Here is a 25,846-nt window from a genome sequence, read left to right as displayed (position 1 = left end):
CCGGGCCGTTCACCGCCGATGCTTTCAGCATGGCCGAGGACACCCGTGCGCCCGCACGCTACGTGTGGATCACCGTCGGCCTCGCCCTGGCCAGCTGGCTGTGGTTCGTGCTGTTCCGCACCGTGGGCGCCGGGCACGTGGCGATCGCCTACCTGGCCGTGCCGCTGGGCGGAAGCTTCGCGGTGGCGGCGCTGTTCCAGCTGTGGCGCACCGTCCGCGGCGACCGGACGGCCGGCCGCTTCTGGCTCACCCTGCTGATCGCCGCCTCGGCCATGACGGTCGGCTACGTGCTGATGGCCGTCAACGCCGCCCGACGCTCGGTGGGCGACATGCCGCCGGACATGACGCTGACCGCCGCCGGCTGCATCGGCCTGGGTTTCGCGCTGGCCATGTGGGCCGTCGCCCGGGTGCCGGTGGGCGCGATGGACCCGGCCGAGCGGTGGCGGATGAACCTGGACCGGCTGGTGGCGTTCCTGGGCTGCGCCACGGTGCTCTGGCACTTCGGGCTCGCGCCGATGGTGACCGCCGACGAACGGTGGGCGCCGCAGACGCTGTCGCTGGTCGGGCTGGCGTTCCTGCTCACCATCGGCGGCGTCACGAAGGTCTCCTACCTCGGGGACGGGCCGGTGGACCGCACCGCGATGCGGCTGGTCGCCGGGATGGGCCTGACCGCCGTGGGGGTGGCCGTGCTGGCCACCACGTTCGGCAACGCCGGGGGTGTGCCGTCGCAGGCGGTGGTGCTGCCGCTCGCGCCCGTGCTGCTCACCCTGGCGGTCCGGGCCCAGGCCCGGGCCACGCTGGTCGGCCGCCGGGGGTCCCGCCGGTCCTCGCCGCTGCTGCCGTACCTGGCGATCACGGCGGTGGACCTGCCGCTGCTGGCCGTGGCCGCCGGCGGGCTGCACTGGCCCGGGCGCGTGTCGCTGGCCGCCGCGGTGCTGGTCAGCATCCTGGTCGCGGTGCGGCAGTTCGTGGCCTTCCGCGACAACAAGCGGCTGCTCGAGGGCATCCGGGGCCAGGAGGTACGGCTGCAGCACGAGGTCAGCCACGACAGCCTGACCGGCCTGGCCAACCGGTCGCGGTTCCGCGGCGTGCTGCACGCCGCGCTGGTCACCGGCGCGTCGGCGACCGTGCTGCTGGTCGACCTGGACGATTTCAAGACGGTCAACGACTCGCTGGGCCACGACGTGGGCGACCACCTGCTGGTTGCGGTGGCCGACGTGCTGCGCGAGCACTGCGGCGCCGACGGGCTGCCGGTGCGTATCGGCGGCGACGAGTTCGCCGTGCTGCTCACCGGCGGCGCCACCGTGGGGGAGACCGTCGCCCAGCGCATCCTGGACGCGCTCACCCGGCCGATCAGCGAGCACCGGCTGCTGGTGCAGGCCAGCATCGGCATCGCGACCGCGGCGCCGGGCGCGACGCTGGACAGCGTGCTGCGCGACGCCGACGTCGCCATGTACGCCGCCAAGGGGCACGGCAAGGCCGGCTACGTGCGCTACGTGCCCGGTATGGAGGAGCCGATCCTGGCCCACATCCAGCTCGGCGGCGAGCTGCGCCGGGGCCTGGACGAGGGCGAGTTCCGGGTCGTCTACCAGCCGGTGGTGGGCCTGGACGACGGCAAGATCATCGGGGCCGAGGCGCTGGTGCGCTGGGACCACCCGGTGCGCGGACCGGTCCCGCCGACCGAGTTCATCCCGGTCGCCGAGCGCACCGGGCTCATCGTCGAGCTGGGCCGCTTCGTCCTGCGCGAGACGTGCCGCCAGACGGTCGCCTGGTGGGCCGAGTTCGGCCCCGAGGCGATCCAGAAGCCCGGTGTGAACGTCTCGGCCCGGCAGCTGCACGACCCCGACTTCGTCGGCGACGTGCTGAGCACGCTGGCCGAGTTCGGGCTGCCCCCGGACCGCCTGGTGCTGGAGCTGACCGAGTCGGCGGTGCTGCGCGGCAGCCAGGTCTCGCGCACGCTGCACGAGCTCGACCGGCTCGGCGTCGCGCTGGCCCTGGACGACTTCGGCACCGGCGAGTCGTCGCTGAGCCTGCTGCGCTCGTTCCCGGCCTCGATCGTCAAGCTGGACAAGTCGTTCGTGGACGGCATCGAGATCGACGACGCCGCGGCCGGCGGCCGGGACGCCCGGCAGGCGGTGGCCCGCGCGGTCATCCAGCTGGCGCACGCGCTGGGCCTGGACGCGGTGGCCGAGGGCATCGAGAACGAGGCGCAGGCTGAGCAGCTGCGGCTGCTCGGCTACACCCTCGGGCAGGGCTATCACCTGGCCCGGCCGATGCCGGGCGAGGAGTTCGGCCGGCTGCTCGCCGCGCAGCGCACCGCGATCATCGCCTGACCCCGCCCGGGCCGCAGGTTCGGCCGATGCCGGGTGTGTCCACATCGGCCGGATCCGCGGCTTTGGCGGCGTCTTACCGCTCGTAGAGCCAAACTTTTGAATATTTCGAAGATTCTTTTGGCCACTTGAGCGAAACAAACCATTAACATCAGCAAGCGAACGACTTCGATGCAGCAAAAGTGCTCCGACGAGGCGGACGGCTCGGCGAGCCGCAGCCCGAGCGGCCGATGCCGTGTGCCCTCGTCATTCCCGCACCACCGACCGGGAGGCAGTGCAAGCGATGCAGAACGAGTCCACCGTCAGCCGCCGTCATCTTCTGGGCGCCGCCGCAGCCGGCGCCGCCGCGGTCGGCGCCTCCGCCGTCCTCGCCTCGCCCGCCGAGGCGGGCGGGCGCAGGCTCGCGCGAGTGCCCCGCGACAAGATCAGCGTGCAGCTCTACACGCTGCGCAACCAGCTCGCCATCGACCTGCCGGCCAGCCTGGCCGAGCTGGCCGAGATCGGTTACACCCGCGTCGAGCACGCCGGCTTCGTCGGCCGGACCGCGACCGAGTTCCGGGCCGCGCTCGACGCCGCCGGGCTGCGGGCCACCTCCGGCCACGTCGGCATCCCGCAGCCGTTCAACGCCTCCACCTGGCAGGCCGCGCTCGAGGACGCGCTGATCGTCGGCAACAAGTACATCGTGCACCCGTACTTCGGCACCGGCGCGAACGGCCAGCCCATCCGCGACGGCTCGGTCTACCGGGCCTTCGCCCGGGACCTCAACAAGGCCGGCGCGCTGGCCCGCCGGGCCGGGCTCAGCTTCGGATACCACAACCACCACAACGAGTTCCTGCCCCAGGACGGCGGCCGGCGCACCGGCTACGACATCCTGACCCGGGAGACCGACCCCGGGCTGGTGCACCTCGAGGTGGACCTGTACTGGGCGTTCCGCGGCGCGCACGACCCGGTGGACCTGATCCACGCCAACCGGGGCCGGATCCGCCAGGTGCACGTCAAGGACCTGGCCGTCTCCGGCAGCTTCGAGGACCCGGGCGCCGGCCTGATCGACTTCGGCCGGATCTTCGAGCACTCCCGCGAGGCGGGACTCGTGGAGTACATCGTGGAACGTGACGACGCGGGCAGTCCGCCGCGTACCCCGGCCGACGCGCTGACCACCGCGGAGGTCGGCTTCCGGTACCTCGACAACCTCCGGTTCTAGAGGGGACAGCCGAATGAGGAAGACCCTGCTGCACGCCGTACCCGTGCTGGCTCTCGTCGCGACCGCCCTGACCGTCCCGGCCGGCGCGGCCACCGCAGCCGCCCCGGCCGAGCCACCGGCCGACGCCCATTTCCAGAAGGTGACCCTCGACGACTTCCCGGGCGAGCCGATCGCGCTGGCCGTGCTGCCCGACCGGCGGGTGCTGCACACCGCCCGCACCGGCGAGGTCCGGATCAACGACCCGAGGAGCGGGCGCAACGTCCTGGCCGCGAAGATCCCCGTCTACCAGCACGACGAGGAGGGTGTGCAGGGCGTCGCGATCGACCCGGATTTCGCGCGGAACAAGTGGGTCTACATCTACTACTCGCCGCCGCTGAACACGCCCGCCGACGACCCGGCGACGCCCGCGGTCAACGAGGGTGACGCGCCCGAGACGGGCACCGCCGCCGACTTCGCCCGGTTCAAGGGCGTCATGCGGCTGTCGCGTTTCAAGCTCACCGGCAACACCCTGGCCCTGGCCACCGAGCAGAAGATCCTCGAGGTCGGCACCGACCGGGGCATCTGCTGCCACGTCGGCGGCAAGATCGACTTCGACGGCCGGGGCAACCTGTACCTGTCCACCGGCGACGACACCAACCCGTTCGCCTCCGACGGCTACGCGCCGCTGGACGAGCGGGCCGGGCGCAACCCGGCCTTCGACGCCCAGCGCACCGCGGCCAACACCAACGACCTGCGGGGCAAGCTGCTGCGGATCAAGGTGGGGGCCAACGGCAGCTACACCATCCCGAAGGGCAACCTCTTCAAGCCGGGCACGGCGTACACCCGCCCGGAGATCTATGCGATGGGCCTGCGCAACCCGTTCCGCTTCGCCGTCGACGAGAAGACCGGCGTCGTGTACATGGCCGACTACTCACCCGACGCGAACAGCCCCAACCCCGCGCGCGGACCGGCCGGGCACGGGCGCTGGATGGCCATCGACAAGCCCGCCAACTACGGCTGGCCGTACTGCGTGACGCCCGACCTGCCGTACGTCGACTACGACTTCGCCACCAAGACCTCCGGCGCGCCGTTCAACTGCGCCGCGCCGGTGAACGAGTCGCCGCACAACACCGGCCGGCGCAAGCTGCCGCCGGTGGAGAAGGCGGAGGTCGTCTACTCCTACGGCGCCTCGGCCGAGTTCCCCGAACTGGGCACCGGCGGCATCGGCCCGATGGGCGGGCCGGCGTACCACTTCGACGCCGGGAACCGGTCCGCGACCAAGTGGCCGCGGTACTACGACGGCAAGCCGCTGTTCTACGAGTGGACCCGCGACTACGTGCAGGAGTTCACCCTGGGCCCGGCGAACGAGGTCGCCGCGATCCGCCAGGTGCTGCCGTCGATCGTCTTCGACAACCCGATGGACCTGGAGTTCGGTCCGGACGGCGCGCTCTACGTGCTCGAGTACGGCGACGGCTACTTCTCCGAGAACCCGGAGGCGCAACTGGCGCGCATCGACTACGTGCGCGGCAACCGCACCCCGATCCCGAAGATCACGGCCACGCCGACGCTCGGCGAGGCGCCGCTGACCGTGACGTTCTCCAGCGCCGGCACCACCGACCCCGACGGCGACAGCCTGCGCTACGCCTGGGACTTCGACGCCGACGGGATCGTCGACTCCCGGCAGCCGAACGCGGTCCACACGTTCACCGAGAACGGCAACTACCGGCCCGTGCTGAAGGTGACCGACCCGACCGGCCGCTGGGCCTCGGCGGAGCTGCTGCTCCCGGTCGGTACGGCGGCCCCGCAGGTCACCCTGACCACCACGCCCGGCCCGGATCAGCCGTTCGAGTTCGGTGACACGGTGAACTACACGGTCACGGTGGTCGACGACCAGCCGGTCGACTGCTCCCGGGTGACGGTGACCTACATCCTGGGCCACGCCCAGCACGGTCATCCGCTGTCCACGGCCACCGGCTGCGCCGGCTCCATCCCCACGTTCCTCGACGGCGGGCACACCGGCGCCGAGGGCCTGACCGCGGTGTTCGTGGCGTCGTACACGGACTCCGGCGCCCCGCCGCAATCCGGCTCGGACGAGGTCGTGCTGACCCCGTCCGCCGGCTGAGTCACGCACCCCCGGGGTCACCGCCGTCACCCGACGGCGGTGACCTCGGCCGTTCCGGCCGCATCGGCGGCCCGTCTGCGTCACCCTGGTAGCCGTGGGGGTGCACCTGGAGCAGTGGTGGGCGCAGTTCCTCGAAGCGTCCGACCGTTTCGACGCCGCCTACCTGGTGGAGGGCCTGAGCGACCTGATCGGCCCGCACATCAGGGCACCCCTGCTGCGCCGCGAGGTCAAGATCGCCGCGGACACGGTGGTCCGCTACCTGGAGCGCCCGGCCAGCGCCGAGCGGGCCGAGCAGGCGCGGGAGGCCACCGAGCGGCTGTCGCGCACCCTGGAACGGATCCGCGAGCGCTCCACGGGCGCGGCGATCGCCACGGACGAGGCGGCGATCCTCGAGCAGGCGCTGCGCGGCGAGTACGCGGCGGCGGCCGCGGCGGCCGAGCGCCTGGTCGACGCCAAGCGCCTGCAACGGCTGTTCGTCACCGCGCTGCGCCTGGAGCGCTTCGACATCCCGATGGCCCTGCGCCTGCTGGAGGGCGGGCAGAACCCGCGCGAGGCCGTCCGATCGGGCCACCTGATCGGCCGGTACAGCTGGTGGCCGTCCTGGCTGCTGCGGATCGTCACCGAGCGGGCCCTGGCCGGCACCCTGGACGAGGACACCATCACGGCGCTGGACAAGTGCGCGTACGCCGAGCTGACCCCGCTGCAGGCCAACCTGGCCCGCAAGCTGCTGGGCGGCAACGAGGCGCTGATCGCCACGGCGGCGCACCGGCTGATGAGCCTGGGGGAGACGGACGCCGCGGCCCGGCTGCGCGAGGGCGATGTCACCGCGGTGGCCCTGGCCGCGCGGCTGAGCGCGCTGTAGGCGATCCGGCAGCCGGGTCCGGCGCGGCGGCTGTCCTGCCGGTCATGCAGACCTCCGGCGAGGGGAAGTGTCGCGCTTCCCCTGGCCGGAGGTCTACTCATGTCCGAGATCGACGCGTCGTGCCGGTGCTCATGATCAGTATGCCTAGGCGCCGCCGGCGGTCAGCGTCACCGTCTGCGGCTGGAACGACGTGCCGTTCACATCCACGCCGGCCGCCTTGGCCCGGGTCAGCGCCTGCTGGATGTAGTCGTTGGTGAAGGCCAGGCCCTCCGGCTGCTTGGTCAGCACGGTGTCGCCGGTCTGGTTCTTCGTGGTCAGCGACAGCTCCACCGTCTGCTTCCAGTCGGCGTCGTTGATCACGCCGATGCCGCCCGCCGCCGGCCAGATGAGCTTGTTGACCTCGTTCATCTGCCAGAGCTGGTGGCTCTTGCCCAGCTTCGAGCCCTTGGCCACCACCAGGTCACGGCAGGCCTGCGCGTTGTCCCGGCAGTACGCCCAGCCCTTGATCGTGCCGGCCAGGAACTTCACCGTCTGCTGCTGGTACGCCGGGTCGTTGAGCTTGTCGGTGTTGGCCCACACCGCGTCCTGCAGCATCGACGAGCCCTCGGTCTTCCAGTCGATGACGCTGAAGTCCCCGGGCTGGTAGAGCGCGCCCGTCGCCGGGTTCTTGGCCTCCAGCAGCTGGGCGTACTCGTTGTAGCTCATCGCCTGGGCGGCGTCGATCTCCTTCTTGAGCAGCGCCTGCATGTCGAACTGCTGCTGCACCAGGGTGACGTCCTTACCCGGGTCCAGCCCGGCCTTGGTCATGCCGGCGAACAGCTCGAACTCGTTGCCGAAGCCCCAGTTGCCGACCTTCTTGCCCTTGAGGTCGGCCGCCTTGGTGATGCCGCTGTCCTTCCAGGCCACCTGGTACGTGCCGGACCGCGCGAAGATCTGCCCCACGTCGGTGATGCCGGCGCCCTGCTCGCGGGACGCCAGCGCCTTGGGCACCCAGGCCACCGCGTAGTCGGCCTTGCCCTGCGCCAGCACGGTCTGCGGCACGATGTCCACGCCGCCCTCGAGCAGCTGCACGTCGAGGCCCTGTTCCCGGTAGAAACCCTGGTCCACCGCGGCGATGTAGCCGGCGAACTGGGCCTGGTAGAACCACTGCAGCTGGAGCTTGATCGGGGTCAGGGCGCCGCTGGCGCCCGGGGTCGGTGTCGAAGGGGTGTCCGCCGTGCCGCAGCCGGTGAGGGCCAGGGCGGTGGCGAGAACGGCGGCGGGGAGAAGGCGCTTCTTCACTGCGGAACTCCTCAAGAGAGCAGTCGGGTTTTCCAGGGCATGACGATCCGCTCCAGCAGGAGCGTGGCCAGGTAGAAGAGCAGTCCGAGCAGGCAGGCGCCGACCACGAAGGCCCAGGCCCGGGGGTAGGCGGTGAACGCGGCGGCGGAAGTGATCCGCGAGCCGAGCCCGGTCTGCAGCCCGCCGAAGTACTCGGCGACGACCGCGGCGATGACGGCCAGCGACGACGCCTGGCGCAGGCCGGTGAACACGAACGGCAGCGCGCCGGGCAGCCGGACCAGCCGGGTGAACGTCCAGCCGCCCGCCGCGTAGCTGGTCATCAGCTCCCGGTGGGTGGGGTCGACCTCGCGCAGACCGCGCAGGGTGTTGACGAAGACCGGGAAGAACACGATGATCCCGGCGACCAGCCGGCGCGGCACGCTGGAGGTCGACTCGAACATGTTGTTGAGGATCGGGGCGAGCGCGATGATCGGCAGCGCGTTGGCCACCGCGGCCAGCGGGATCGACACCTCGGACAGCAGCCGGAAGCGGCTCGCCGCCATGGCCGCCAGCACCCCCGCGGCCGTGCCCCAGGCCAGGCCGATGAACGCGTTGAGGCCGCTGGCCAGCGCCGCGTCCCAGACGTTGCCGCGCTGCGCGACCAGCTCGTGCCCGATCGCCGACGGCGCCGGCAGGATGAACGGCGCGATCCGGCCCAGCGAGACCAGCAGCTCCCACCCGATCAGGGCGGCGATGCCGACCAGCACGGGAGGGGCGACCCGCAGCAGCGACCTCATGAGGTGGCCGCCGCCGCGGCGTCGCCCCGCAGGGCGCGGCGGACCTCGGTGATCGCGTCGAAGTACGCCGGGGACTGCCGGGCGGCGTCGTCGCGGGCGGGCAGGTCGACGTCGACGGTCGCGGTGATCCGGCCCGGACGGGGTGACATCACCACGACCCGGTTCGACAGGAAGACCGCCTCCGAGATGGAGTGCGTGACGAAGACCGTGCTGGTGCCGGTCTTGGCGCAGATGGCCAGCAGCTCGGCCTGGAGCCGTTCCCGGGTCATCTCGTCGAGCGCGCCGAACGGCTCGTCCATCAGCAGCAGCGGCGGGTGCACCGCCAGCGCCCGGGCGATCGCGACCCGCTGCTGCATGCCGCCGGAGAGCTGGGCCGGGTAGTGCCCGGCGAAGTCGGCCAGCCCGACCAGCGCCAGCATCTCGGCGGCCCGGGCCCGGCGCTCGGCCCGGGAGGCGCCGCGCAGCTCCAGCGGCAGCTCCACGTTGCGCTGCACGGTGCGCCACTCGAAGAGGCCGGCCTGCTGGAACGCGATGCCGTACTCCTGGTCCAGCCGGGCCCGGGAGGCCGGCTTGCCGGCCACCTCGACCGTCCCGGCCGTCGCCGGGATCAGGTCGGCGATCAGCCGCAGCAGGGTGCTCTTGCCGCACCCGGACGGGCCGATCAGCGAGACGAACTGGCCGTGGCCGATCGTCAGGTCGATGCCGGACAGGGCGACGACCTCGTCGGGCCGGCCCGGGTTGAACACCTTGGACACGTTGGTGAGGGCCACGGCCGTCACATCGTCACCACCGAGACACGTCGTCGGTGCCGCATCAGCGGCAGTTCCAGCAGGCTGACCAGGGCGGCGACGACGAGCCCGAGCAGGGCCGCGCCGAGCATGGCGGTGTAGACCTTGGCGGGATCGCTGGTCGCCTCCCGGGAGTACTCGATGATGAGCCGGCCGATGCCGCCGCGCGTGCCGGTGGAGATCTCACCGACCACCGCGCCCACGACGGCGGCCGCGCCGGCCAGCCGCAGGGCCGGGAACAGGTACGGCAGCGACGCCGGCAGGCGCAGCTTCACCAGGGTGCGCCACCACCCGGCGGCGTAGCTGCGCATCAGCTCGACCCCGGCCGCCTGCGGCGACTGCAGCCCGCGCAGCATGCCGACGGCGACCGGGAAGAAAGCCAGGTACGCGGCGATGACCGCGACCGTCATCCACTCCGGCCAGATCGTGCCGCCCCACCCGGCGATCAGCGGGGCCAGCGCGACCAGCGGCACGGTCTGCGACAGGATCACGTACGGCAGCAGCCCCCGCTCGACGAGCCGGAACCGCTGCATGGCCACCGCCAGCAGGAAGCCGATCACCGCGCCGGCCGCGAAGCCGAGCGTGGTGATGCCCAGCGTGAACAGGCCGGCGCTGAGCACCACCCGCCAGACCGGCCGGCCGCCGGTGAGCTCCGGGCGGCCCAGCCGGGTCAGCATGTCCCACACGTGCGGCATGGACAGGTCGTCGGCCCGGGGCAGGATGCGGACGCCGAGGAGCACCGTCCCGTCCGGGTTGCCGACGGCCTTGTAGCCCTCCCAGAGGGCAACCAGGACCACCAGCCCGATCAGGGCGCTCAGGACACGCCTCACCGGACCACCGGAATGATCTTCTCGCCGTAGGCCCGCAGCGTCGCCTCTTTGCCGTCGTGCTGCAGGTAGACCGCGAACTGGTCGACCCCCAGGGCCCGCAGCCGCTCGAGCCGCTCGAGGTGGTTCCCGACCGGGCCGAGGATGCAGAACCGGTCCACCACCTCGTCCGGCACGAACGCGGTGTGGCTGTTGCCGGCCCGGCCGTGCTCGGCGTAGTCGTAGCCCTGCCGGTCCTTGATGTAGTCGGTCAGCACCTGCGGCACGGCGCCGTCGGCGCCGTAGCGGGCGACGATGTCCGCGACGTGGTTGCCGACCATGCCGCCGAACCACCGGGTCTGGTCGCGCTGGTGCGCGAGGTCGTCGCCGACGTAGGCCGGGGCCGCGACGCAGAACTTGATGGCGTCCGGGTCGCGGCCCGCGCGGGCGGCGGCGCGGCGCACCGCCGCGATCATCCAGGCCGCGATGTCCGGGTCGGCGAGCTGCAGGATGTAGCCGTCACCCACCTCGCCGGTCAGGGCCAGGGCCTTGGGCCCGTACGCCGCCACCCACACGTCCAGCCGGCTGTCGGGCGCCCACGCGAACTGCAGCTCCTGCCCGCGTACCGTCACCTTCTCGCCGCTGGCCAGGCCCTTGACGACGCCGATGCTCTCGCGCAGCTCGCCGAGGGTGTTCGGCGGCAGCCCCAGCACCCGCAGGGCCGAGTCGCCCCGGCCGATGCCGCAGATCGTGCGGTTGCCGTACATCTCGTTGAGGGTGGCGAACTGGGCGGCGATGACGGTCCAGTCCCGGGTGCCCGGGTTGGTGACCATCGGACCGACGATCACCCGCTCGGTGTCGCTGAGGATCTTGCTGTAGATGACGAACGGCTCCTGCCACAGCACGTGCGAGTCGAACGTCCACACGTGGCTGTAACCCAGCTCCTCGGCCTTGCGCGCCCACTCCACCACCTCCATGGCGGGCGGGTCGCACTGCAGGACGACGCCGATGTCCATGGCCGTCACCGCACCTTCGGGAAGCCGAGGTCGATCTCCGAGGAGGCCGGGTCGGGCCAGCGCGAGGTGACGACCTTGCTGCGGGTGTAGAACTGGATGCCCTCCGGTCCGTACATGTGCAGGTCGCCGAAGAGCGAGGACTTCCAGCCGCCGAAGCTGTAGTAGGCCACCGGCACGGGCACCGGCACGTTGACGCCGACCATGCCGCAGTTGACGTCGTACTGGAACCGCCGCGCCGCCCCGCCGTCGCGGGTGAAGATCGCCGTGCCGTTGCCGAACTCGTTGTCGTTGACCAGTTCCAGGGCCTGCTCGTAGGTGTCGGCGCGCACCACCGACAGCACCGGCCCGAAGATCTCGTCGGTGTAGAGCGGCGAGTCCGTCGGCACCTTGTCCACCAGCGACGCGCCCAGGAAGAAGCCCGGCCCGGCGCTGACCGGCGCGTCCCGGCCGTCCACCACGACCTCGGCCGCGCCGGCGCCGGCCAGGTAGCCGGCCACCTTGTCGCGGTGCTCGCGGCTGATCAGCGGGCCCATCTCGGCGGCCGGGTCGCTGGCCGGGCCGACCGCGATCCGGCCGATCCGGTCCTTGATCGCGGCGACCAGCGGGTCGCCGACCGCGCCGACGGCCACCACGACCGAGACCGCCATGCACCGTTCGCCGGCCGAGCCGTACCCGGCGCTGACCGCGGCGTCCGCGGCCGCGTCGACGTCGGCGTCCGGGAGCACGACCATGTGGTTCTTCGCGCCGCCCAGCGCCTGCACCCGCTTGCCGGCCCGGGTGCCCTGCTCGTAGACGGTCTTCGCGATCGGCGTGGAGCCGACGAACGACAGCGCCTGCACGTCGGGGTGGGCGATGAGCGTCTCGACGGCCTCGCGGTCACCCTGCACCACGTTGAACGCGCCGTCCGGCAGCCCGGCCTGGCGCAGCAGGTCGGCCAGCACCAGCGAGACCGACGGGTCCTTCTCGCTGGGCTTGAGCACGAACGTGTTGCCGCAGACCAGGGCGTTGCAGAACATCCACATCGGGACCATGGCCGGGAAGTTGAACGGCGTGATGCCGGCGACCACCCCGAGCGGCTGGCGGATCGAGTAGACATCCACCCCGGTCGAGGCCTGCTCGCTGTAGCCGCCCTTGAGCAGGTGCGGCGCGCCCGCGGCGAACTCGATGTTCTCCAGCCCGCGGGCCAGCTCGCCGCCCGCGTCGGCCACGGTCTTGCCGTGCTCCTGGCTGACCAGCGAGGCGATCTCCTTGCGGTTGGCGTCGACCAGCTCGCGGAAGCGGAACATGACCTCGGCCCGGCGGGACAGCGACGCCGCCCGCCAGGCCGGGAAGGCGGCCTTGGCGGCGGCCACCGCGTTGGCCGTCTCGGCCGCGGTCGCCGCCACGACGTACGCCTGCTGCTCGCCGGTGGCCGGGTCCCAGACCGGCAGCCGCCGGCCGCTGGCGCCCTCGACGGCAGCGCCGTTGAGCCAGTGCTTGATCTCGCGCATGGTGGCCTCCTAGACCAGGTAGTCCGAGAGTCCCCGGCGGACGTAGCGGCCGTGGCCCTTGCGTCCGGTGTATTGGTCGCCGCGGACCACGACCGTGCCGCGGGAGATGACGGTGTCGACCCGGCCGTCGATCTCCCAGCCCTCCCAGGCCGAGTGGTCCATGTTCATGTGATGGGTGGCCGCGCTGATCCGGGTCCGCCCGTTCGGGTCGTAGAGCACGATGTCGGCGTCCGAGCCGGGGGCGATGACGCCCTTGCGCGGGTACAGGCCGAACATCCGGGCGGGGGTGGTGGCGATCGTCTCCACCCAGCGGGCCAGCGACAGCTTGCCGTCGACCACGCCCTGGTAGAGCAGGTCGACGCGGTGCTCGACGCTGCCGATGCCGTTCGGAATCTTGGAGAAGTCGCCCAGGCCCAGCTCCTTCTGGTCCTTCATGCAGAACGGGCAGTGGTCGGTGGAGACCACGGCCAGGTCGTTGGTGCGCAGCCCGCGCCACAGGTCGGCCCGGTGGCTCTCGTGCTTGCTGCGCAGCGGGGTCGAGCAGACCCACTTGGCGCCCTCGAAGCCCGGCGCGCCCAGCTGGTCCTCCAGCGTCAGGTACAGGTACTGCGGGCAGGTCTCGGCGAACACGTTGCGGCCCAGGTCCCGGGCCGCCGCGACCTGTTCGAGGGCTTTGGAGGCGGACAGGTGCACGATGTAGAGCGGGCAGTCCGCGGCCACGCTGGCCAGCCAGATGGCCCGGCTGGTGGCCTCGGCCTCCAGCTCCTGCGGGCGGGTCAGGCCGTGGTGCACCGGGTCCGTCTCGCCGCGTTCCAGGGCCTGCTTGACCAGCACGTCGATGGCCGGGCCGTTCTCCGCGTGCATCATGATCATGGCGCCGTTGTCGCGGGCCTTCTGCATCGCGCGCAGGATCTGCCCGTCGTCGCTGTAGAACACCCCCGGGTAGGCCATGAACAGCTTGAAGCTGGAGATGCCCTCGTCGGTGACGAGCTGGTCCATGGCCTTGAGCGACTCGTCGGTGACGCCGCCCAGGATCATGTGGAAGCCGTAGTCGATGTGGCAGTTGCCCTCGGCCTTGGCGTGCCAGGCGGCCAGCCCGTCCTGGACCACCTCGCCGTAGCGCTGGACGGCGAAGTCGATGATCGTGGTGACCCCGCCGAACGCCGCCGCCCGGGTGCCGGTGTCGAAGGTGTCGCTGGCGTGCGTGCCGCCGAACGGCAGCTCCATGTGGGTGTGCGCGTCGACCGCGCCCGGGATGACGTACTTGCCGGTGGCGTCGACGGTCTCGACATCGCCGGGGCCGCGGCCGGGCGCGAAGATCGCGGCGATGGTCTCGCCGTCGACCAGCACGTCAGCGGGGGAGGCCCCGGTCGGCCCGACGACCGTGCCGCCCTTGATCAGGTAGCTGCCTTCAGTCCGGTCAAGGGCGGCGGCGGGGCGGTTGGACGGGGTCACGGGGTCACCAGCCCGTCGTAGCTGTCCGGGCGGCGGTCGCGGTAGAACTGCCAGCGGTCGCGGACGGTGGCGAGCAGGTCCAGGTCCAGGTCGCGGACGATCAGCTCCGGGTTGTGGGTGTCGCCGACCGCGCCGACGAACTTGCCCTCCGGGTCGACGAAGTAGGACTGGCCGTAGAAGTCGTTGTCGCCGAGCTCCTCGACGCCGGTGCGGTTGATCGCGCCGATGAAGTACTCGTTGGCGACCGCGCTGGCCGGCTGCTCCAGCTGCCACAGGTACGACGACAGGCCGCGGCTGGTCGCCGACGGGTTGAAGACGATCTGCGCGCCGTTCAGGCCCAGCGCCCGCCAGCCCTCGGGGAAGTGCCGGTCGTAGCAGATGTAGACGCCGACCTTGCCGACCGCGGTGTCGAACACCGGGTAGCCCAGGTTGCCGGGGCGGAAGTAGAACTTCTCCCAGAAGCCGTTGACCTGCGGGATGTGGTGCTTGCGGTACTTGCCGAGGTACGTGCCGTCGGCGTCCACGACGGCCGCGGTGTTGTAGAGGACGCCGGGCTGCTCCTGCTCGTACATCGGCAGGACCATCACCAGGCCGAGCTCGGCGGCCAGGGCCTGGAAACGTTCGGTGGTGGGGCCCGGTACGGACTCGGCGTAGGAGTAGAACGCCTTGTCCTGGACCTGGCAGAAGTAGGGGCCGTAGAACAGCTCCTGGAAGCAGATCACCTTGGCGCCCTGGGCGGCGGCGTCGCGAGCGTAGTCCTCGTGCGCCTTGATCATCGATTCCTTGTCGCCCGTCCAGTTGGTCTGGACGAGGGCGGCTCGGATGAGGTTGCTCATCGCGGTGGCCCCTCTCTGAGCTCAGTGGTGGCGTGGGTCACCCCACGATTGTGATCGTCCGTCCACCCGCTGTCATCGTCCCCAGGTCATCGCTTGACACCAGGGGCTGATGATGGAGCACACTAATGACACAACCCAGAGCGGACAATTACTCAGCTGTTACCAAATGTTTCGGAGTCGTCAATTTGCTTGGGCTCATCACGGGCGCGGTGGAGGACCGCAGCGCCCGGGGGATCGCCGCGGCCGTCAGCCGGCTCGTCACCGCCGGTGACCTGCCGGTCGGCGCGCGGCTGCCCACCGTGCGCGACGTCGCCCGCGGGCTCGGGGTCAGCCCGACCACGGTCAGCGAGGCCTGGCGCAGCCTGAGCCGGGCCGGGGCGATCCAGACCCGCGGGCGGTCCGGCTCGTTCGTCGCCGCCCCGGTGCTGCCCCGGCGGCGCCTGCGGTACGCGCAGCTCAGCGGCCTGCAGACGGGCATGGCCCGGGACTTCTCCACGGGCGTGCCCGACCACGACCTGCTGCCCGGCGTCACCGACTCGCTCCGCCGGATCGGCGACGCCCGGCTCACCACCAGCTACCTGGACGTGGCCGTGCTGCCCCCGCTGGAACGGGTGCTGCGGCAGCGCTGGCCGTACCTGCCCGACCACCTCACCGTGGTCGACGGCGCCCTCGACGCGCTGGACCGGGTGACCGCCACCCTGGTCCGGTTCGGCGACCACGTGCTGGTGGAGAACCCGGCCTTCCCGCCCGTGCTCGACCTGCTCGAGACGGTGGGCGCGACCGTGGTCGGGGTGCCCATGGACGACCACGGCATGTGCCCGGACGCGCTGGGGGAGGCGCTGCGCACGTACGACCCGGTCGCGGTCTACCTGCAGCCCCGGGCGCACAACCCGACCGGGGTCAGCATGACCGCGCGCCGGGCCGGCGAGCTCGCCGACGCGCTGGCCGCCTACCCCGAGGTGACCGTCGTCGAGGACGACCACGCCGGCGACGTCGCCACCGCGCCGCCGGTCAGCCTGGGCACCCGGCTGCCGGACCGCACCGTGCACGTGGCCGGCTTCTCCAAGAGCCACGGCCCCGATCTGCGCCTGGCCGCCCTGGCCGGTCCGGCGCCGCTGGTGACCGCGATCAACGACCGGCGGCTGCTCGGGCCCGGCTGGTCCAGCCGCCTGCTGCAGGCCGTGCTGCTCGACCTGCTGACCGACGACGCCGCGGTGGCCCAGGTGGCCCGCGCCCGGGAGACGTACGCGCACCGCCGCGCCGCCCTGCTGTCCGCGCTGGCGGCCCACGGCGCCACCGCGACCGCCGCCGACGGCATCAACCTGTGGCTGACCGTCGAGGACCAGCAGATGGCCATGCTGGCGCTGGCCGCCCACGGCATCGCCGTCGCCCCCGGCGCGCCCTTCGAGGTCACCCCGCTCGGCGCCGACCACGTCCGGGTCACCGCCGGCCTGGTCCGCGACGACTTCGACGCGCTGGCCGCCGTCCTGGCTTCCGCCGCCGGCGCGACCGCGCGCGGCAGCGGCTCCCGTACCCGCCCGCACCCGCGGGGCTGGCGCTGACCCCTTTGGAGAACCCCATGACCGATGACCTGCTCGCCCGGCACCAGGCCGTGCTGCCCTCCTGGGTGACGACCTACTACGGCGACGACGCGATCGAGCTGGTGAGCGGCTCCGGCCGGCGTGTCACCGACGCGAACGGCCGCAGCTACCTGGACTTCTTCGGCGGCGTGCTGACCAACATGCTGGGCTACGACATCGCCGAGGTCCGCGAGGCGGTGGAACGCCAGCTGGCCACCGGCATCGTGCACAGCTCCACGCTGTACCTGATCCGCCGCCAGGTCGAGCTGGCCGAGAAGATCGCCCGGCTCTCCGGCATCCCCGACGCCCGGGTGTTCTTCACCAACTCCGGCACCGAGGCCAACGAGGCCGCGCTGCTGTTCACCACCAACCACCGGCGGTCCAACCAGATCCTGGCCGTCCGCAACAGCTATCACGGCCGCTCGTTCGCGGCGATGGCGATCACCGGTCACCGCAGCTGGTCGGCGAGCGCGCTGAGCCCGGTCTCGGTGTCCTGGCTCAGCTCCGGCGACCGCCTGCGCGGGCGGATGAAGGGCCTGTCCGACGCCGAGCACATCGACGCGGCGGTCGAGGACCTGCGCGAGGTGCTGGCCACCACCACCTCGGGCGACGTGGCGGCGCTGATCGCCGAGCCGATCCAGGGCGTGGGCGGCTTCGTGCACGCCCCCGACGGCCTGCTCGGCGCGCTGAAGAAGGAGCTCGACAACCACGGCATCCTGCTGATCGCCGACGAGGTGCAGACCGGCTGGGGCCGCACCGGCGACCACTTCTGGGGCTACCAGGCGCACGGCGTGCAGCCGGACCTGATCACCTTCGCCAAGGGCATCGGCAACGGCTTCGCCCTGGCCGGGGTCGTCGGCCGCGCCGAGCTGGTCAACGCGGTCCCGGCGACCAGCTTCTCCACCTTCGGCGGCAACCCGGTGTCGACCGCCGCCGGCAACGCGGTCCTGGACTACGTGCTCGACCACGACCTGCAGGCCAACGCCAAGCGCACCGGCACGATCCTGCTGGACGGCCTGCGCGCGGCGGTCGGCGACGCCGGGATCGTGGGCGAGATCCGGGGCCGCGGCCTGATGATCGGCATCGAGTTCGTCCGTCCGGGCACGACGGAGCCGGACCCGGCCGCGACCCTGCGGGTCTTCGACGAGTGCCGCAAGGGCGGCCTGCTGGTCGGCAAGGGCGGCCTGTACGGCAACGTGCTGCGGATGGGGCCGCCGCTGACCCTGACCGACGACGAGGCCCGCGAGGGCCTGGCCATCCTGGTCGACGCGATCCGCACGGCCGACGCCGAGGCGTTCTGAGGGCGGGGCCGGTGCCCGCAGCGGGCACCGGCCCCGGTCAGCCGGTGGCGCGGTCGAGGAAGGCCGGCCCGTCGCGCCGCGGCGCGACGATCGGCACGGGCAGCGGCCGCGGCCGGGCGACCGCGTATCCCTGCACGAAGTCGACGCCGATCGTCCGCAGCAGCTCGACGGTCGCGGCGTCCTCCGCGGACTCCGCGGCGGTACGGATGCCGAGCGCCTGGCACATGCCCACGACGGCCTGCACCGTGATCCGGTCGAAGGGGGACCGGGTGAGACCGGTGACGAAGCTGCCGTCGATCTTGAGCTGATCGACGGGCAGCCGGCGCAGCACCGACAGCGAGGAGTACCCGGTGCCGAAGTCGTCGAGCGCCAGCTCGCACCCCCGGCGCCGGACGGCCTGGGCGAAGACCACGGCGGCGGGCAGGTCCCCGATCGCGGCCGACTCGGTGACCTCGAACGTGATCATGCGCGGGTCCACCTCGTGCTCGTCGAGGGCGCGCAGCACGAAGTCGGCGAGGCCGGGGGCGGACAGCGTACGGCCGGAGAGGTTGATCTGGTAGTGCGCCGTCTGCGGACCCGACCCGATCACCGCGAGGCTCTGCCGTACCACCCACCGGTCGACGGCCACGATGTCCGCGCCCCGTTCGGCCATCGCCAGGAAGGTGGCCGGCGGCTGGGGCCGGTCCGCCTCGTCGAGCACCCGGAGCAGGATCTCGTACCGGTTGATCTCGTTCAGGGCCAGGTCGAGGATCGGCTGGGCGTGCAGGCGCAGCCGGCCGGAGCGGATCGCCGCGCCGACCTCCATGCGCACCGCGTCCGTCCGGGCCCGGGCGGACCGCGGCCCGGCCAGGACGGACAGCGCCGAGGGCCGCCCGCGGTGGCCCTCGCGCCCGGCCCACATCGCGTCCAGCAGCAGGTCGTGACCGCTCACCGGCACCTCGCCGGTGCACGCCACCAGGCCGCTGCGGGCCCGCAGCCGCACGCCGCCGGCGGTGGTGAGCGTGAGCTGGTGGTGCACGGAGGTCGCCTGGGCGGTCGCCGTCTCGAGGTCGTGGAAGAAGACGCCGAACTCCGCCGGTGACAGCATGCCGGCGAAGTCGGTGTCCGGCACGACGCGGCTCAGGACGCCCGCGACGGTCCTGGTGACCTGGTCGGCCCGCCCGGCGGGCAGCGACCCGGCGGGCTCGACCGTGATCACCAGCAGCGCGCCCGGTCCGCTGCCGGCGGCCCGGTCCACCATCCGCAGGAAGGTCTCCCGGTCCACCGGGCACTGCGCGACCGGGCGATGACCGTGGTCCGCGCCGTTGAGCCGGTCCCGGCGCAGCCGCCGGGTGTGCTGCTGGCGGTCCAGCTCGCGGCGCGTGACGTCGTGCCCGGTGGCGATGATCCCGGTCGGGTTCCGGCCGTCCGGGCTGAGCAGCTCCACCAGGCACTGCACGTACCGGACGGTGCCGTCGGCCCGCAGCAGCCGGAACGTGACGTCGGTCGGGGCCCGGCGGGTCCAGCCCCGCTCGACCGCCTGCCGCACCCGGTCGCGGTCGTCCGGGTGGATGCCGTTGAGCAGCACGTCCCGGGCGACGTGGGTGGCCACCGCCGGGTAGCCGAACAGGCGGGACATCTCGTCGGACCAGGTCAGCCCGCCCGTGGCGGCGTCCCACTGCACCCAGCCGGCCTGGGCCGACTCCGCGGTCCGCCTGATCCGGGCGGCCTCGTCCACGTGGGGCGCCAGCACGTCCTCGACGTCGAGGTCGCCGAGCAGGTTGCGGCCCTCGGCGGTCGCCTCCGCGTACTCCCGGAGCACCCGCTCGGCGGCGCGGCGGCCACGGGCCCGGTCCAGAGCCGACGGCTGCCGGGCCGCGGCGAGTTCGATGATGTCGTCGAGGTTCACTTGCGCCTCCTGCCCGCCGGGACGACGAAGCCGTCGTCCTGGGCGAGCTGCAGCAGTTTGCGGCGGCCCTCCACCTTGTACTCCCGGACCGTGTTGTGGGAGATCCCGAGCAGCCGGGCGATCGTCCGGTCCGGCACCCCGTCGTGGGTCAGGCTCATGACCTCACCCATCCGGGGCGGCAGCAGCTGGATCCAGCCGGCGAGCCGGTCGGCCGCCTCCCGGGGGGTCTCCGGCGCCGCGATCTCCGGCATGCTGAGGTCGTCGAAGAACAGGGTCGGCGTGCGGCCACGCCGGGCCTGGTGCCGGCGCAGGATGTTGCGGGCGGCGCCCATGACGTACGCCCGGGGATCGTCGTAGTGCTGGACGTCCTGCCACTTCGCGCGGATGGCGATGAAGGCCTCCTGGGACACGTCCTCGACCATGCCCCGGTCCGCTTCCAGCCGCTGGAGGAAGGTCTCGACATCGAGGTGGTTGCGGATGAAGAAGCCGGTGAAACTCGCGTCCAGGGCGCTGTCGCGCAGGGTACCGGCCTCGGTCGCCGGCTGTTCCGGCATGCTCACGCGGCGTCCCGTGATGTCGTGGCGGACGGTCCCCGCAGCTCCACCACACGGTGGCCGTCGGTGTCCCGCTCGTCGATGCGTACCGTGCCCGGGCGCCGGGCGAGGCGGGCCAGCCCGGCCGCCCGGGCGGCGGTGCGCACCGACCGCTCCCGTTCCGTCTGCAACCGCGTGCGGTGCCGGATCCAGGTGCGGACGAGCCCGCTGACTCCGAGTCCGCCCGTGACCGCCAGGGCTGCGCTGAGCAGCTCTCCGCTGATGTGCTCCACCGGTTCTCCTGCTCGTGGTCGGGCCCTCCGTGCCGGGCCTCTGATCACTACTCTCTGTGGACAGCGGGATTGTGGGGGTGCGGCGTCGTGCCATGTTCGGACGAAGATCGCCGTCGATGCGCTGAGCTGCGGTACGTGCGACGAACGGACCTATCACCCGGACCGTACGGCCGATGTTCGTGACCAGCCGGTAGCGTCACTCTCCGCTTACGGGCTGTCAGTGGGCGGGGCCGCATCCCCGGGTGATATTTCGAACGTGTTGCCGTCTGCCTCTGTTGCTCCTTGATCCGGACCGTCACCATCTGCGTGTGACTGACACTTCCGTGATTCTCGCCCTGGTGGTCATCGCGGCCCTGGGGTTCGACTTCACGAACGGGTTCCACGACACCGCCAACGCGATGGCCGGCTCCATCGCCACCGGGGCTCTGCGGCCCAAGGTCGCCGTCGCGCTCTCCGGCGTCCTCAACCTCGTCGGCGCCTTCCTCTCCGTCGAGGTCGCGCTCACCGTCACCAACGCCGTGGTGAAGATCCAGGGCTCCACCGGCGGCCCCCGGCCGGAGCTGCTCGCCGACGGCGGCACGGCGCTGCTGCTGATCGTGCTGGCCGGGCTGGTCGGCGGCATCGTCTGGAACCTGCTGACCTGGCTGCTCGGCCTGCCCTCGAGCTCCTCGCACGCGCTGTTCGGCGGCCTCATCGGCGCCAGCATCGCCGGGCTGGGCTGGGCCGGGGTCAACTGGACCGGCGACGGCAGCAAGCTCGACGGCGTCGTCGGCAAGGTGATCCTGCCGGCGCTCATGTCGCCGGTCATCGCCGGCGTGGTCGCCGCGGCCGGCACCTGGCTGGTCTACCGGGTCACCGTCGGCGTCGCCCGGCGGTACACCGAGAACGGGTTCCGCTGGGGGCAGATCGGCAGCGCCTCGCTGATCTCCCTCGCGCACGGCACCAACGACGCGCAGAAGACCATGGGCGTCATCACGCTGGCGCTGATCGCCGCCGGCGACTGGACCGACACCGGCGCCATCCCGTTCTGGGTGAAGGCCGCCTGCGCGGTGGCGATCGCGCTCGGCACCTACCTCGGCGGCTGGCGGATCATCCGGACCCTCGGCAAGGGCCTGGTCGAGATCGCCCCGCCGCAGGGCCTCGCGGCCGACTCGGCGTCGGCCACGGTGATCCTGGCCAGCAGCCACCTCGGCTTCGCGCTGTCCACCACGCACGTGGCGACCGGCTCCATCCTGGGCTCGGGGGTCGGCCGGCCCGGGGCGCAGGTGCGCTGGCGGGTGGCCGGCCGGCTCGTCGCCGCCTGGCTGATCACGCTGCCGGCCGCCGCGCTGGTCGGCGCCGCGATGTGGTGGGTGGGCGACCTGCTCGGCGGCGGCCTGGCCGGCTCGATCGTCATCTTCGCGATCCTGGTGGCGCTGGCCGGCCTCATGTACCTGCGGTCGCGCCGGGAGCGGGTCGACCACCACAACGTCAACGACGACTGGGACGGCGCCCCCGCGGCCGCCGAGCCCGTGCCCGCCGCCACCGCGAGCTGAGAGGAGCCCCGCCGTGCACAACCTGGGATTCGCCCTGGAGGGCGCCTGGAAGGTCCTGCTGGCCGGCCTGCTGCTGGGCGCCGCTTCGCGCTCGGGATCCGCTCGCTGGCCTACGGCGCGGGCCGCGACGCCGAGGTGCACGAGTCGGGCGTGACCGGGGCGACGACCCGGCCGGCCGGCACGGTCGCCGGCTACGTCCTCTTCGGGGTCGTGGTGCTCGGCATCCTGCTGGGCCTGGCGTACATCGTGGCCGGCGGGTTCGGCAAGACGCTGAGCTTCGCGCACGTGTTCCCGGCGATCGTGGACAAGTAACCGCCGCCATGGGCGACCTCCGCGCGAACTTCCTGACCCGGGCCGTGGAGTGGCTGCGGGCCGGGTATCCGGCCGGCGTGCCCCGCGGGGACTACGTGGCCCTGCTCGGTGTGCTGCGCCGCAAGCTCACCGAGGACGAGGTCCGCCGGATCGCGGTGGACCTGGCGGAACGGTCCGTGCTGGCCGGCGCCGACCCGATCAGCACCGCGGACATCGAGCAGATGATCTCCGCGGCGATGCTGCAGCAGGCGACCCCCGAGGACGTCGTGCGGGTCTCGGCGCGGCTGGCGGCCGGCGGCTGGCCGCTGGCCGATCCGCCCGAGGCCGGCTGACCGCGGCCGGCGGCCGGGCCTGCCCGTCGCAGGCCCGGCGCGTTCCGGTCAGCTCGGGTGGTGCACCTCGGCCAGCCGGTAGACCGGCGTCGGCAGGCCCTCGTAGCGGGCCTTGAGCTGCAGGGCCAGGTAGAGCGAGTAGTGCCGGGACTGGTGCAGGTTCCCGCCGTGGAACCACAGGTGCGGCTGGCGGGTCGGCTTCCACATGTTGCGCTGCTCGCCCTCCCACGGGCCGGGGTCCTTGGTGGTGTCCGAGCCCAGCCCCCACACCTTGCCCACCCGGTCGGCGGTCTCCTGGTCGACCAGGTCGGCGACCCAGCCGTTCATCGAGCCGTAGCCGGTGGCGTAGACGACCAGGTCCGCCGCCAGCTCGGTGCCGTCGGCCAGCACCACCGACGTCTCGGTCAGGTGGTCCACCTGGCCCTGCACCAGCTTGACCCGGCCGTCGGCGACCAGGTCGGCGGCGCCCACGTCGATGTAGTAGCCCGAGCCCCGCCGCAGGTACTTCATGAACAGCCCGGAGCCGTCGTCGCCCCAGTCGTGGCGGAAGCCGGCCTTGTCCAGGCGGGCGTAGAACTCGCGGTCGCGCTCGGCCATCTGCTCGTACAGCGGGATCTGGAACTCGTGCATGATCCGGTACGGCAGCGAGGCGAAGATCAGGTCGGCCCGCTCGGTGCTGACCCCCGCCGCCACGGCCTCCTCGGAGTACAGCGGGCCCAGGCCGATCTCCATCAGCGACGCGGACTTGACGATGTGCGTGGACGAGCGCTGCACCATCGTCACGTCGGCGTCGTGCTCCCACAGCGCGCCGCACAGGTGCCGCTGCCGGCGTCGAAACGCGCGGAGCGCACCTCGGCCCGCGACCAGTACGGCACCTCCATCACCCGGGTGTACATCTCCAGCCAGTCCGCGATCTTGTCCTTGGGCGCGAACACCGGCCAGCTCGGCGGGAACGGCAGGTAGGGCAGGTGGTCGTACCAGACCGGGTCGTGCAGGCAGAGGCTCTTGTAGCGCCCGCGCCACTGGTCGCCGGGGCGGTCGTGGCGGTCGAGCACCAGCGCCGGCACGCCGAGCCGGCGCAACCGGGCGCCGAGGGCGATGCCGCCCTGCCCGCCACCGATGATCACGACGTACGGCTGGCGCTCGTACCCCAGGGTCCGCTCCTCGTCCTCCCGCTCCTCCCGCCACGAGCGGCGGCCGGGCCGCAGCTCGTGCTCGACGCCCATCGGGCGGCGCTCCTCGAAGCCCTTGAGCTCCCGCAGGGTGGTCAGCAGGGTCCACGCCCGGCCGTCGCGCAGCCGCAGGTGGCCGGTGCCGCGGCCGACCCGGGTCTCGAAGCGCAGCCACGCCTCGGTGACGCCGTCGGCCTCGGTGGGCTCCCCGGTGAGCGCGAAGCCGCGCGGATCCACGTCGTCGAGCCGGGCGGCGAGCAGGTCGGCGACGCCGTCGGGGCCCTCCACCGTGGTGATGTTCCAGGAGAACGCGACCAGGTCGCGCCAGAAGCCGCCGGCGTCGAACATGGCGGCTGCCCGCGGGACGTCCCGGTCGCGCAGCGCGCCCTCGAAGGCCGTGAGCCAGTCCTGCACCCGCTGTCGTGTCGCTGTCATGCCTGCCAGCACACGACCGGGGGACGGGCCCGCGCCAGGGTTGCACCATGTTGCATCGCGTGTGGCGGCGGTCACAGCAAGCGAGTTAGGCTCGCCGGGTCGGGAGGAGGCCGGGCGTGGGCGAGCTGAGCGCGGTCCGGCCCGGCACCGACCTGTCCCGGCACGCCCGCGAGCTCGTCCGCGTGCACGACGCCGTGCTCGGCGGCGGCAGCACCCGGGTCCGGCCCCGGCCGGTGGTCGCCCGTTCCTGGTCGCGCGTGCTGCGGACCGGGCTCGACCCGGACGGCGCCAACGCGCGCGACCCGCTGGACCCCGGCGAGGTGGAACGCCGCCGCCGCGCGTCCCCGCTGCACCTGGTCATCGACGAGCTGGCCCAGGTCATCCGGCACGTCGCGCTGCTGGTGGTGACCGACGCCGACGGGGTGGTGCTGTGGCGGGTCGGCGGCCCGGCCGTGCTGCGCCGCGCCGACGCGCTGGGCTTCGGCGCGGGTGCGACCTGGACCGAGTCCACGGTGGGCACCAACGCCATCGGCACCGCGCTGGTCGAGGGCGCGCCGGTGCAGCTCTTCTCCGCCGAGCACTTCGAGCAGGCCCAGCACGCGTGGTACTGCAGCGCCCACCCGATCCACGATCCGGTGACCGGCGACCTGCTGGGCATCGTCGACGTCAGCGGGCCGGCGCTGACCCTGCACCCGGCGATCGCGGCCCTGGTCGAGACCGGCGTACGGCTGGCCGAGTCGCAGCTGTGGCGCCACCACGCGGCCCGGCTGGACCGGCTGCGCCGCCGCGCCCAGCACATCGCCGGCACCGCCACCGGCCCGCTGCTCGTCGTCGACGACCACGGCTGGGTCGCGCACAACGCCGGCGTGGCCGTCCGGGACCGGATCGCCGTGCCCCGCGCGGCCACCGCCCTGGCCGTGCCGGGCCTGGGCCTGTGCCTGCCGGAGCGGCTGCCGGAGGGCTGGATCGTGCGCCCGGCCGGACCGGCGCACGGCCTGCGGGCGCGGCTGGACCGCACCGGGCCGCCGGTGCTGTCGGTGGCGGGGCCGGACACACTCTGGCGGACGCCGCTGACCCGGCGGCACGCGGAGATCCTGACCCTGCTGCACGGCGCGGGCGCGGCCGGGCTCAGCGCCGGACGCCTCAGCCAGGCCCTGTACGGCGACGGCGCGCACGTGGTCACCGTCCGGGCCGAGGTCTCCCGGCTGCGGCGGGTGATCGGCGCCCTGGTGGCGACCAACCCGTACCGGCTGGCGCCCGGGGTCAGCCTGGAGATCAACTCCTGAGAAAAATTATTGATCCGGAGTGGGAGCGCTTCCGTACTGAGGGCTGAGGTCCTACGACAGGAAGGCTCAGGCGACAGAATGAATCGCTCCCGTACTCCCGCCAGGCGCTGGCAGATCGCCGGCGTCGGCGCCGTCGCCGTGGCACTCGTCGGCGTCGGCCTGGGTGTGGCGTCGGCCGCCGAGGCCACCGCCCCCACGGTCAACTGCCCGGCCGTCGCCGGTGAACTCGGTGCCGTA

At 72.6% G+C, this 25,846-nt stretch carries 24 protein-coding genes; 11 read left to right on the top strand and 13 right to left on the bottom strand.

Going from position 1 to position 25,846, the window contains the following annotated elements:
• The first annotated feature begins 29 nt into the window (after positions 1-29).
• The 4 genes from Ani05nite_RS36330 to Ani05nite_RS36315 all read left to right on the top strand — a co-directional run bounded on the left by Ani05nite_RS36330 (position 30) and on the right by Ani05nite_RS36315 (position 6,494).
• Positions 30-2,333, top strand: coding sequence for an EAL domain-containing protein (locus Ani05nite_RS36330; RefSeq protein WP_203776010.1), 2,304 nt, complete (start codon positions 30-32; stop codon positions 2,331-2,333).
• Positions 2,334-2,613: 280 nt separating this feature from the next.
• Positions 2,614-3,531, top strand: a complete 918-nt coding sequence (locus tag Ani05nite_RS36325; protein ID WP_203776008.1) for a sugar phosphate isomerase/epimerase family protein — start codon at positions 2,614-2,616, stop codon at positions 3,529-3,531.
• 13 nt (positions 3,532-3,544) lie between these two features.
• Positions 3,545-5,632 carry a PQQ-dependent sugar dehydrogenase gene (locus Ani05nite_RS36320; RefSeq protein ID WP_203776006.1) on the top strand — a complete coding sequence of 696 codons (2,088 nt, stop codon included), beginning with the start codon at positions 3,545-3,547 and terminating at the stop codon, positions 5,630-5,632.
• A 94-nt stretch (positions 5,633-5,726) separates the two neighbouring features.
• Positions 5,727-6,494, top strand: coding sequence for a hypothetical protein (locus Ani05nite_RS36315; protein ID WP_239130999.1), 768 nt, complete (start codon positions 5,727-5,729; stop codon positions 6,492-6,494).
• 144 nt (positions 6,495-6,638) lie between these two features.
• On the opposite strand, the gene Ani05nite_RS36310 is transcribed toward Ani05nite_RS36315, so the two are convergent.
• From Ani05nite_RS36310 to Ani05nite_RS36275, 8 genes are read right to left on the bottom strand one after another with little or no spacing between them, the layout of a single operon-like run.
• Complete coding sequence (locus tag Ani05nite_RS36310) at positions 6,639-7,775, bottom strand: ABC transporter substrate-binding protein (RefSeq protein ID WP_203776004.1); 1,137 nt, start codon at positions 7,773-7,775, stop codon at positions 6,639-6,641.
• Between the two features lie 11 nt (positions 7,776-7,786).
• Entirely contained in the window at positions 7,787-8,551 is a 765-nt protein-coding gene (locus tag Ani05nite_RS36305) for an ABC transporter permease (protein WP_203776002.1), read from the bottom strand.
• A complete protein-coding gene (locus tag Ani05nite_RS36300) occupies positions 8,548-9,330 on the bottom strand; it encodes an ABC transporter ATP-binding protein (RefSeq protein WP_203776000.1) in 783 nt (260 codons plus the stop codon). The genes Ani05nite_RS36305 and Ani05nite_RS36300 overlap by 4 nt, the downstream gene beginning before the upstream one ends.
• A complete protein-coding gene (locus Ani05nite_RS36295; RefSeq protein WP_239130998.1) occupies positions 9,327-10,169 on the bottom strand; it encodes an ABC transporter permease in 843 nt (280 codons plus the stop codon). The genes Ani05nite_RS36300 and Ani05nite_RS36295 overlap by 4 nt, the downstream gene beginning before the upstream one ends.
• Positions 10,166-11,161, bottom strand: coding sequence for a TIGR03842 family LLM class F420-dependent oxidoreductase (locus Ani05nite_RS36290; protein ID WP_203775998.1), 996 nt, complete (start codon positions 11,159-11,161; stop codon positions 10,166-10,168). Before Ani05nite_RS36290 ends, Ani05nite_RS36295 begins: the two co-directional genes overlap by 4 nt.
• A gap of 5 nt (positions 11,162-11,166) precedes the next feature.
• Positions 11,167-12,651, bottom strand: a complete 1,485-nt coding sequence (gene mmsA / locus Ani05nite_RS36285; protein WP_203775996.1) for a CoA-acylating methylmalonate-semialdehyde dehydrogenase — start codon at positions 12,649-12,651, stop codon at positions 11,167-11,169.
• A gap of 9 nt (positions 12,652-12,660) precedes the next feature.
• Positions 12,661-14,106 (bottom strand): dihydropyrimidinase, encoded by a 1,446-nt coding sequence (hydA, locus tag Ani05nite_RS36280; protein ID WP_239130997.1) that lies wholly within the window; start codon positions 14,104-14,106, stop codon positions 12,661-12,663.
• Positions 14,103-14,942, bottom strand: coding sequence for a nitrilase-related carbon-nitrogen hydrolase (locus Ani05nite_RS36275; RefSeq protein ID WP_203775994.1), 840 nt, complete (start codon positions 14,940-14,942; stop codon positions 14,103-14,105). The genes hydA and Ani05nite_RS36275 overlap by 4 nt, the downstream gene beginning before the upstream one ends.
• A gap of 209 nt (positions 14,943-15,151) precedes the next feature.
• Here Ani05nite_RS36275 and Ani05nite_RS36270 point away from each other — a divergent pair, with 209 nt between their 5' ends.
• Both Ani05nite_RS36270 and Ani05nite_RS36265 read left to right on the top strand, forming a co-directional pair.
• Positions 15,152-16,504: an aminotransferase-like domain-containing protein gene (locus tag Ani05nite_RS36270; RefSeq protein WP_307836741.1), complete on the top strand. Its 1,353-nt coding sequence runs from the start codon at positions 15,152-15,154 to the stop codon at positions 16,502-16,504.
• Positions 16,505-16,521: 17 nt separating this feature from the next.
• The gene (locus Ani05nite_RS36265; RefSeq protein WP_203775990.1) at positions 16,522-17,823 is read left to right on the top strand and encodes an aspartate aminotransferase family protein; all 1,302 of its coding nucleotides are present in this window, start codon (positions 16,522-16,524) and stop codon (positions 17,821-17,823) included.
• A gap of 37 nt (positions 17,824-17,860) precedes the next feature.
• Here the strand turns inward: Ani05nite_RS36265 and Ani05nite_RS36260 are convergent, their stop codons facing one another.
• Genes Ani05nite_RS36260 through Ani05nite_RS36250 form a run of 3 tightly spaced genes read right to left on the bottom strand, consistent with a single transcriptional unit; the run spans position 17,861 to position 20,537 of the window.
• Positions 17,861-19,711, bottom strand: a complete 1,851-nt coding sequence (locus Ani05nite_RS36260) for an EAL domain-containing protein (RefSeq protein WP_203775988.1) — start codon at positions 19,709-19,711, stop codon at positions 17,861-17,863.
• The gene (locus Ani05nite_RS36255) at positions 19,708-20,271 is read right to left on the bottom strand and encodes an RNA polymerase sigma factor (RefSeq protein ID WP_203775986.1); all 564 of its coding nucleotides are present in this window, start codon (positions 20,269-20,271) and stop codon (positions 19,708-19,710) included. Before Ani05nite_RS36255 ends, Ani05nite_RS36260 begins: the two co-directional genes overlap by 4 nt.
• The gene (locus tag Ani05nite_RS36250; protein ID WP_203775984.1) at positions 20,268-20,537 is read right to left on the bottom strand and encodes a hypothetical protein; all 270 of its coding nucleotides are present in this window, start codon (positions 20,535-20,537) and stop codon (positions 20,268-20,270) included. Before Ani05nite_RS36250 ends, Ani05nite_RS36255 begins: the two co-directional genes overlap by 4 nt.
• 308 nt (positions 20,538-20,845) lie before the next feature.
• Between Ani05nite_RS36250 and Ani05nite_RS36245 the strand changes: the two genes are divergently transcribed.
• The 4 genes from Ani05nite_RS36245 to Ani05nite_RS36235 are packed head-to-tail and all read left to right on the top strand — an operon-like array spanning position 20,846 to position 22,716.
• Entirely contained in the window at positions 20,846-22,072 is a 1,227-nt protein-coding gene (locus tag Ani05nite_RS36245; protein ID WP_203775983.1) for an inorganic phosphate transporter, read from the top strand.
• A gap of 13 nt (positions 22,073-22,085) precedes the next feature.
• A complete protein-coding gene (locus tag Ani05nite_RS42165) occupies positions 22,086-22,226 on the top strand; it encodes a hypothetical protein (protein ID WP_307836740.1) in 141 nt (46 codons plus the stop codon).
• Positions 22,223-22,384, top strand: a complete 162-nt coding sequence (locus Ani05nite_RS42160; RefSeq protein WP_307836739.1) for a hypothetical protein — start codon at positions 22,223-22,225, stop codon at positions 22,382-22,384. Before Ani05nite_RS42165 ends, Ani05nite_RS42160 begins: the two co-directional genes overlap by 4 nt.
• A gap of 8 nt (positions 22,385-22,392) precedes the next feature.
• Positions 22,393-22,716, top strand: a complete 324-nt coding sequence (locus Ani05nite_RS36235) for a DUF3349 domain-containing protein (RefSeq protein WP_203775982.1) — start codon at positions 22,393-22,395, stop codon at positions 22,714-22,716.
• A 48-nt stretch (positions 22,717-22,764) separates the two neighbouring features.
• On the opposite strand, the gene Ani05nite_RS41630 is transcribed toward Ani05nite_RS36235, so the two are convergent.
• Together Ani05nite_RS41630 and Ani05nite_RS41625 are read right to left on the bottom strand one after the other, a co-directional pair.
• A complete protein-coding gene (locus Ani05nite_RS41630; protein ID WP_239130996.1) occupies positions 22,765-23,499 on the bottom strand; it encodes a hypothetical protein in 735 nt (244 codons plus the stop codon).
• Positions 23,496-24,323 carry an NAD(P)-binding protein gene (locus Ani05nite_RS41625; RefSeq protein ID WP_239130995.1) on the bottom strand — a complete coding sequence of 276 codons (828 nt, stop codon included), beginning with the start codon at positions 24,321-24,323 and terminating at the stop codon, positions 23,496-23,498. Before Ani05nite_RS41625 ends, Ani05nite_RS41630 begins: the two co-directional genes overlap by 4 nt.
• 116 nt (positions 24,324-24,439) lie before the next feature.
• Here Ani05nite_RS41625 and Ani05nite_RS36225 point away from each other — a divergent pair, with 116 nt between their 5' ends.
• Complete coding sequence (locus Ani05nite_RS36225) at positions 24,440-25,609, top strand: sigma-54-dependent transcriptional regulator family protein (protein WP_203775981.1); 1,170 nt, start codon at positions 24,440-24,442, stop codon at positions 25,607-25,609.
• The last annotated feature ends 237 nt before the right edge of the window (positions 25,610-25,846 follow it).

It is taken from the genome of Actinoplanes nipponensis, from assembly GCF_016862275.1.
Taxonomy (GTDB): domain Bacteria; phylum Actinomycetota; class Actinomycetes; order Mycobacteriales; family Micromonosporaceae; genus Actinoplanes; species Actinoplanes nipponensis.
Note: the sequence above shows the minus strand (reverse complement) of the source record. Positions and strands in the feature narration are given on the sequence as shown.

Excerpts from the sequence above, each read along its gene's own strand:
- Ani05nite_RS36330 (WP_203776010.1), top strand. The coding sequence starts at position 30 with ATGGCCGAGGACACCCGTGCGCCCGCACGCTACGTGTGGATCACCGTC.
- Ani05nite_RS36325 (WP_203776008.1), top strand. The coding sequence starts at position 2,614 with ATGCAGAACGAGTCCACCGTCAGCCGCCGTCATCTTCTGGGCGCCGCC.
- Ani05nite_RS36320 (WP_203776006.1), top strand. The coding sequence starts at position 3,545 with ATGAGGAAGACCCTGCTGCACGCCGTACCCGTGCTGGCTCTCGTCGCG.
- Ani05nite_RS36305 (WP_203776002.1), bottom strand. The coding sequence starts at position 8,551 with ATGAGGTCGCTGCTGCGGGTCGCCCCTCCCGTGCTGGTCGGCATCGCC.
- Ani05nite_RS36290 (WP_203775998.1), bottom strand. The coding sequence starts at position 11,161 with ATGGACATCGGCGTCGTCCTGCAGTGCGACCCGCCCGCCATGGAGGTG.
- mmsA (WP_203775996.1), bottom strand. The coding sequence starts at position 12,651 with ATGCGCGAGATCAAGCACTGGCTCAACGGCGCTGCCGTCGAGGGCGCC.
- Ani05nite_RS36275 (WP_203775994.1), bottom strand. The coding sequence starts at position 14,942 with ATGAGCAACCTCATCCGAGCCGCCCTCGTCCAGACCAACTGGACGGGC.
- Ani05nite_RS36265 (WP_203775990.1), top strand. The coding sequence starts at position 16,522 with ATGACCGATGACCTGCTCGCCCGGCACCAGGCCGTGCTGCCCTCCTGG.
- Ani05nite_RS36235 (WP_203775982.1), top strand. The coding sequence starts at position 22,393 with ATGGGCGACCTCCGCGCGAACTTCCTGACCCGGGCCGTGGAGTGGCTG.
- Ani05nite_RS41625 (WP_239130995.1), bottom strand. The coding sequence starts at position 24,323 with ATGACAGCGACACGACAGCGGGTGCAGGACTGGCTCACGGCCTTCGAG.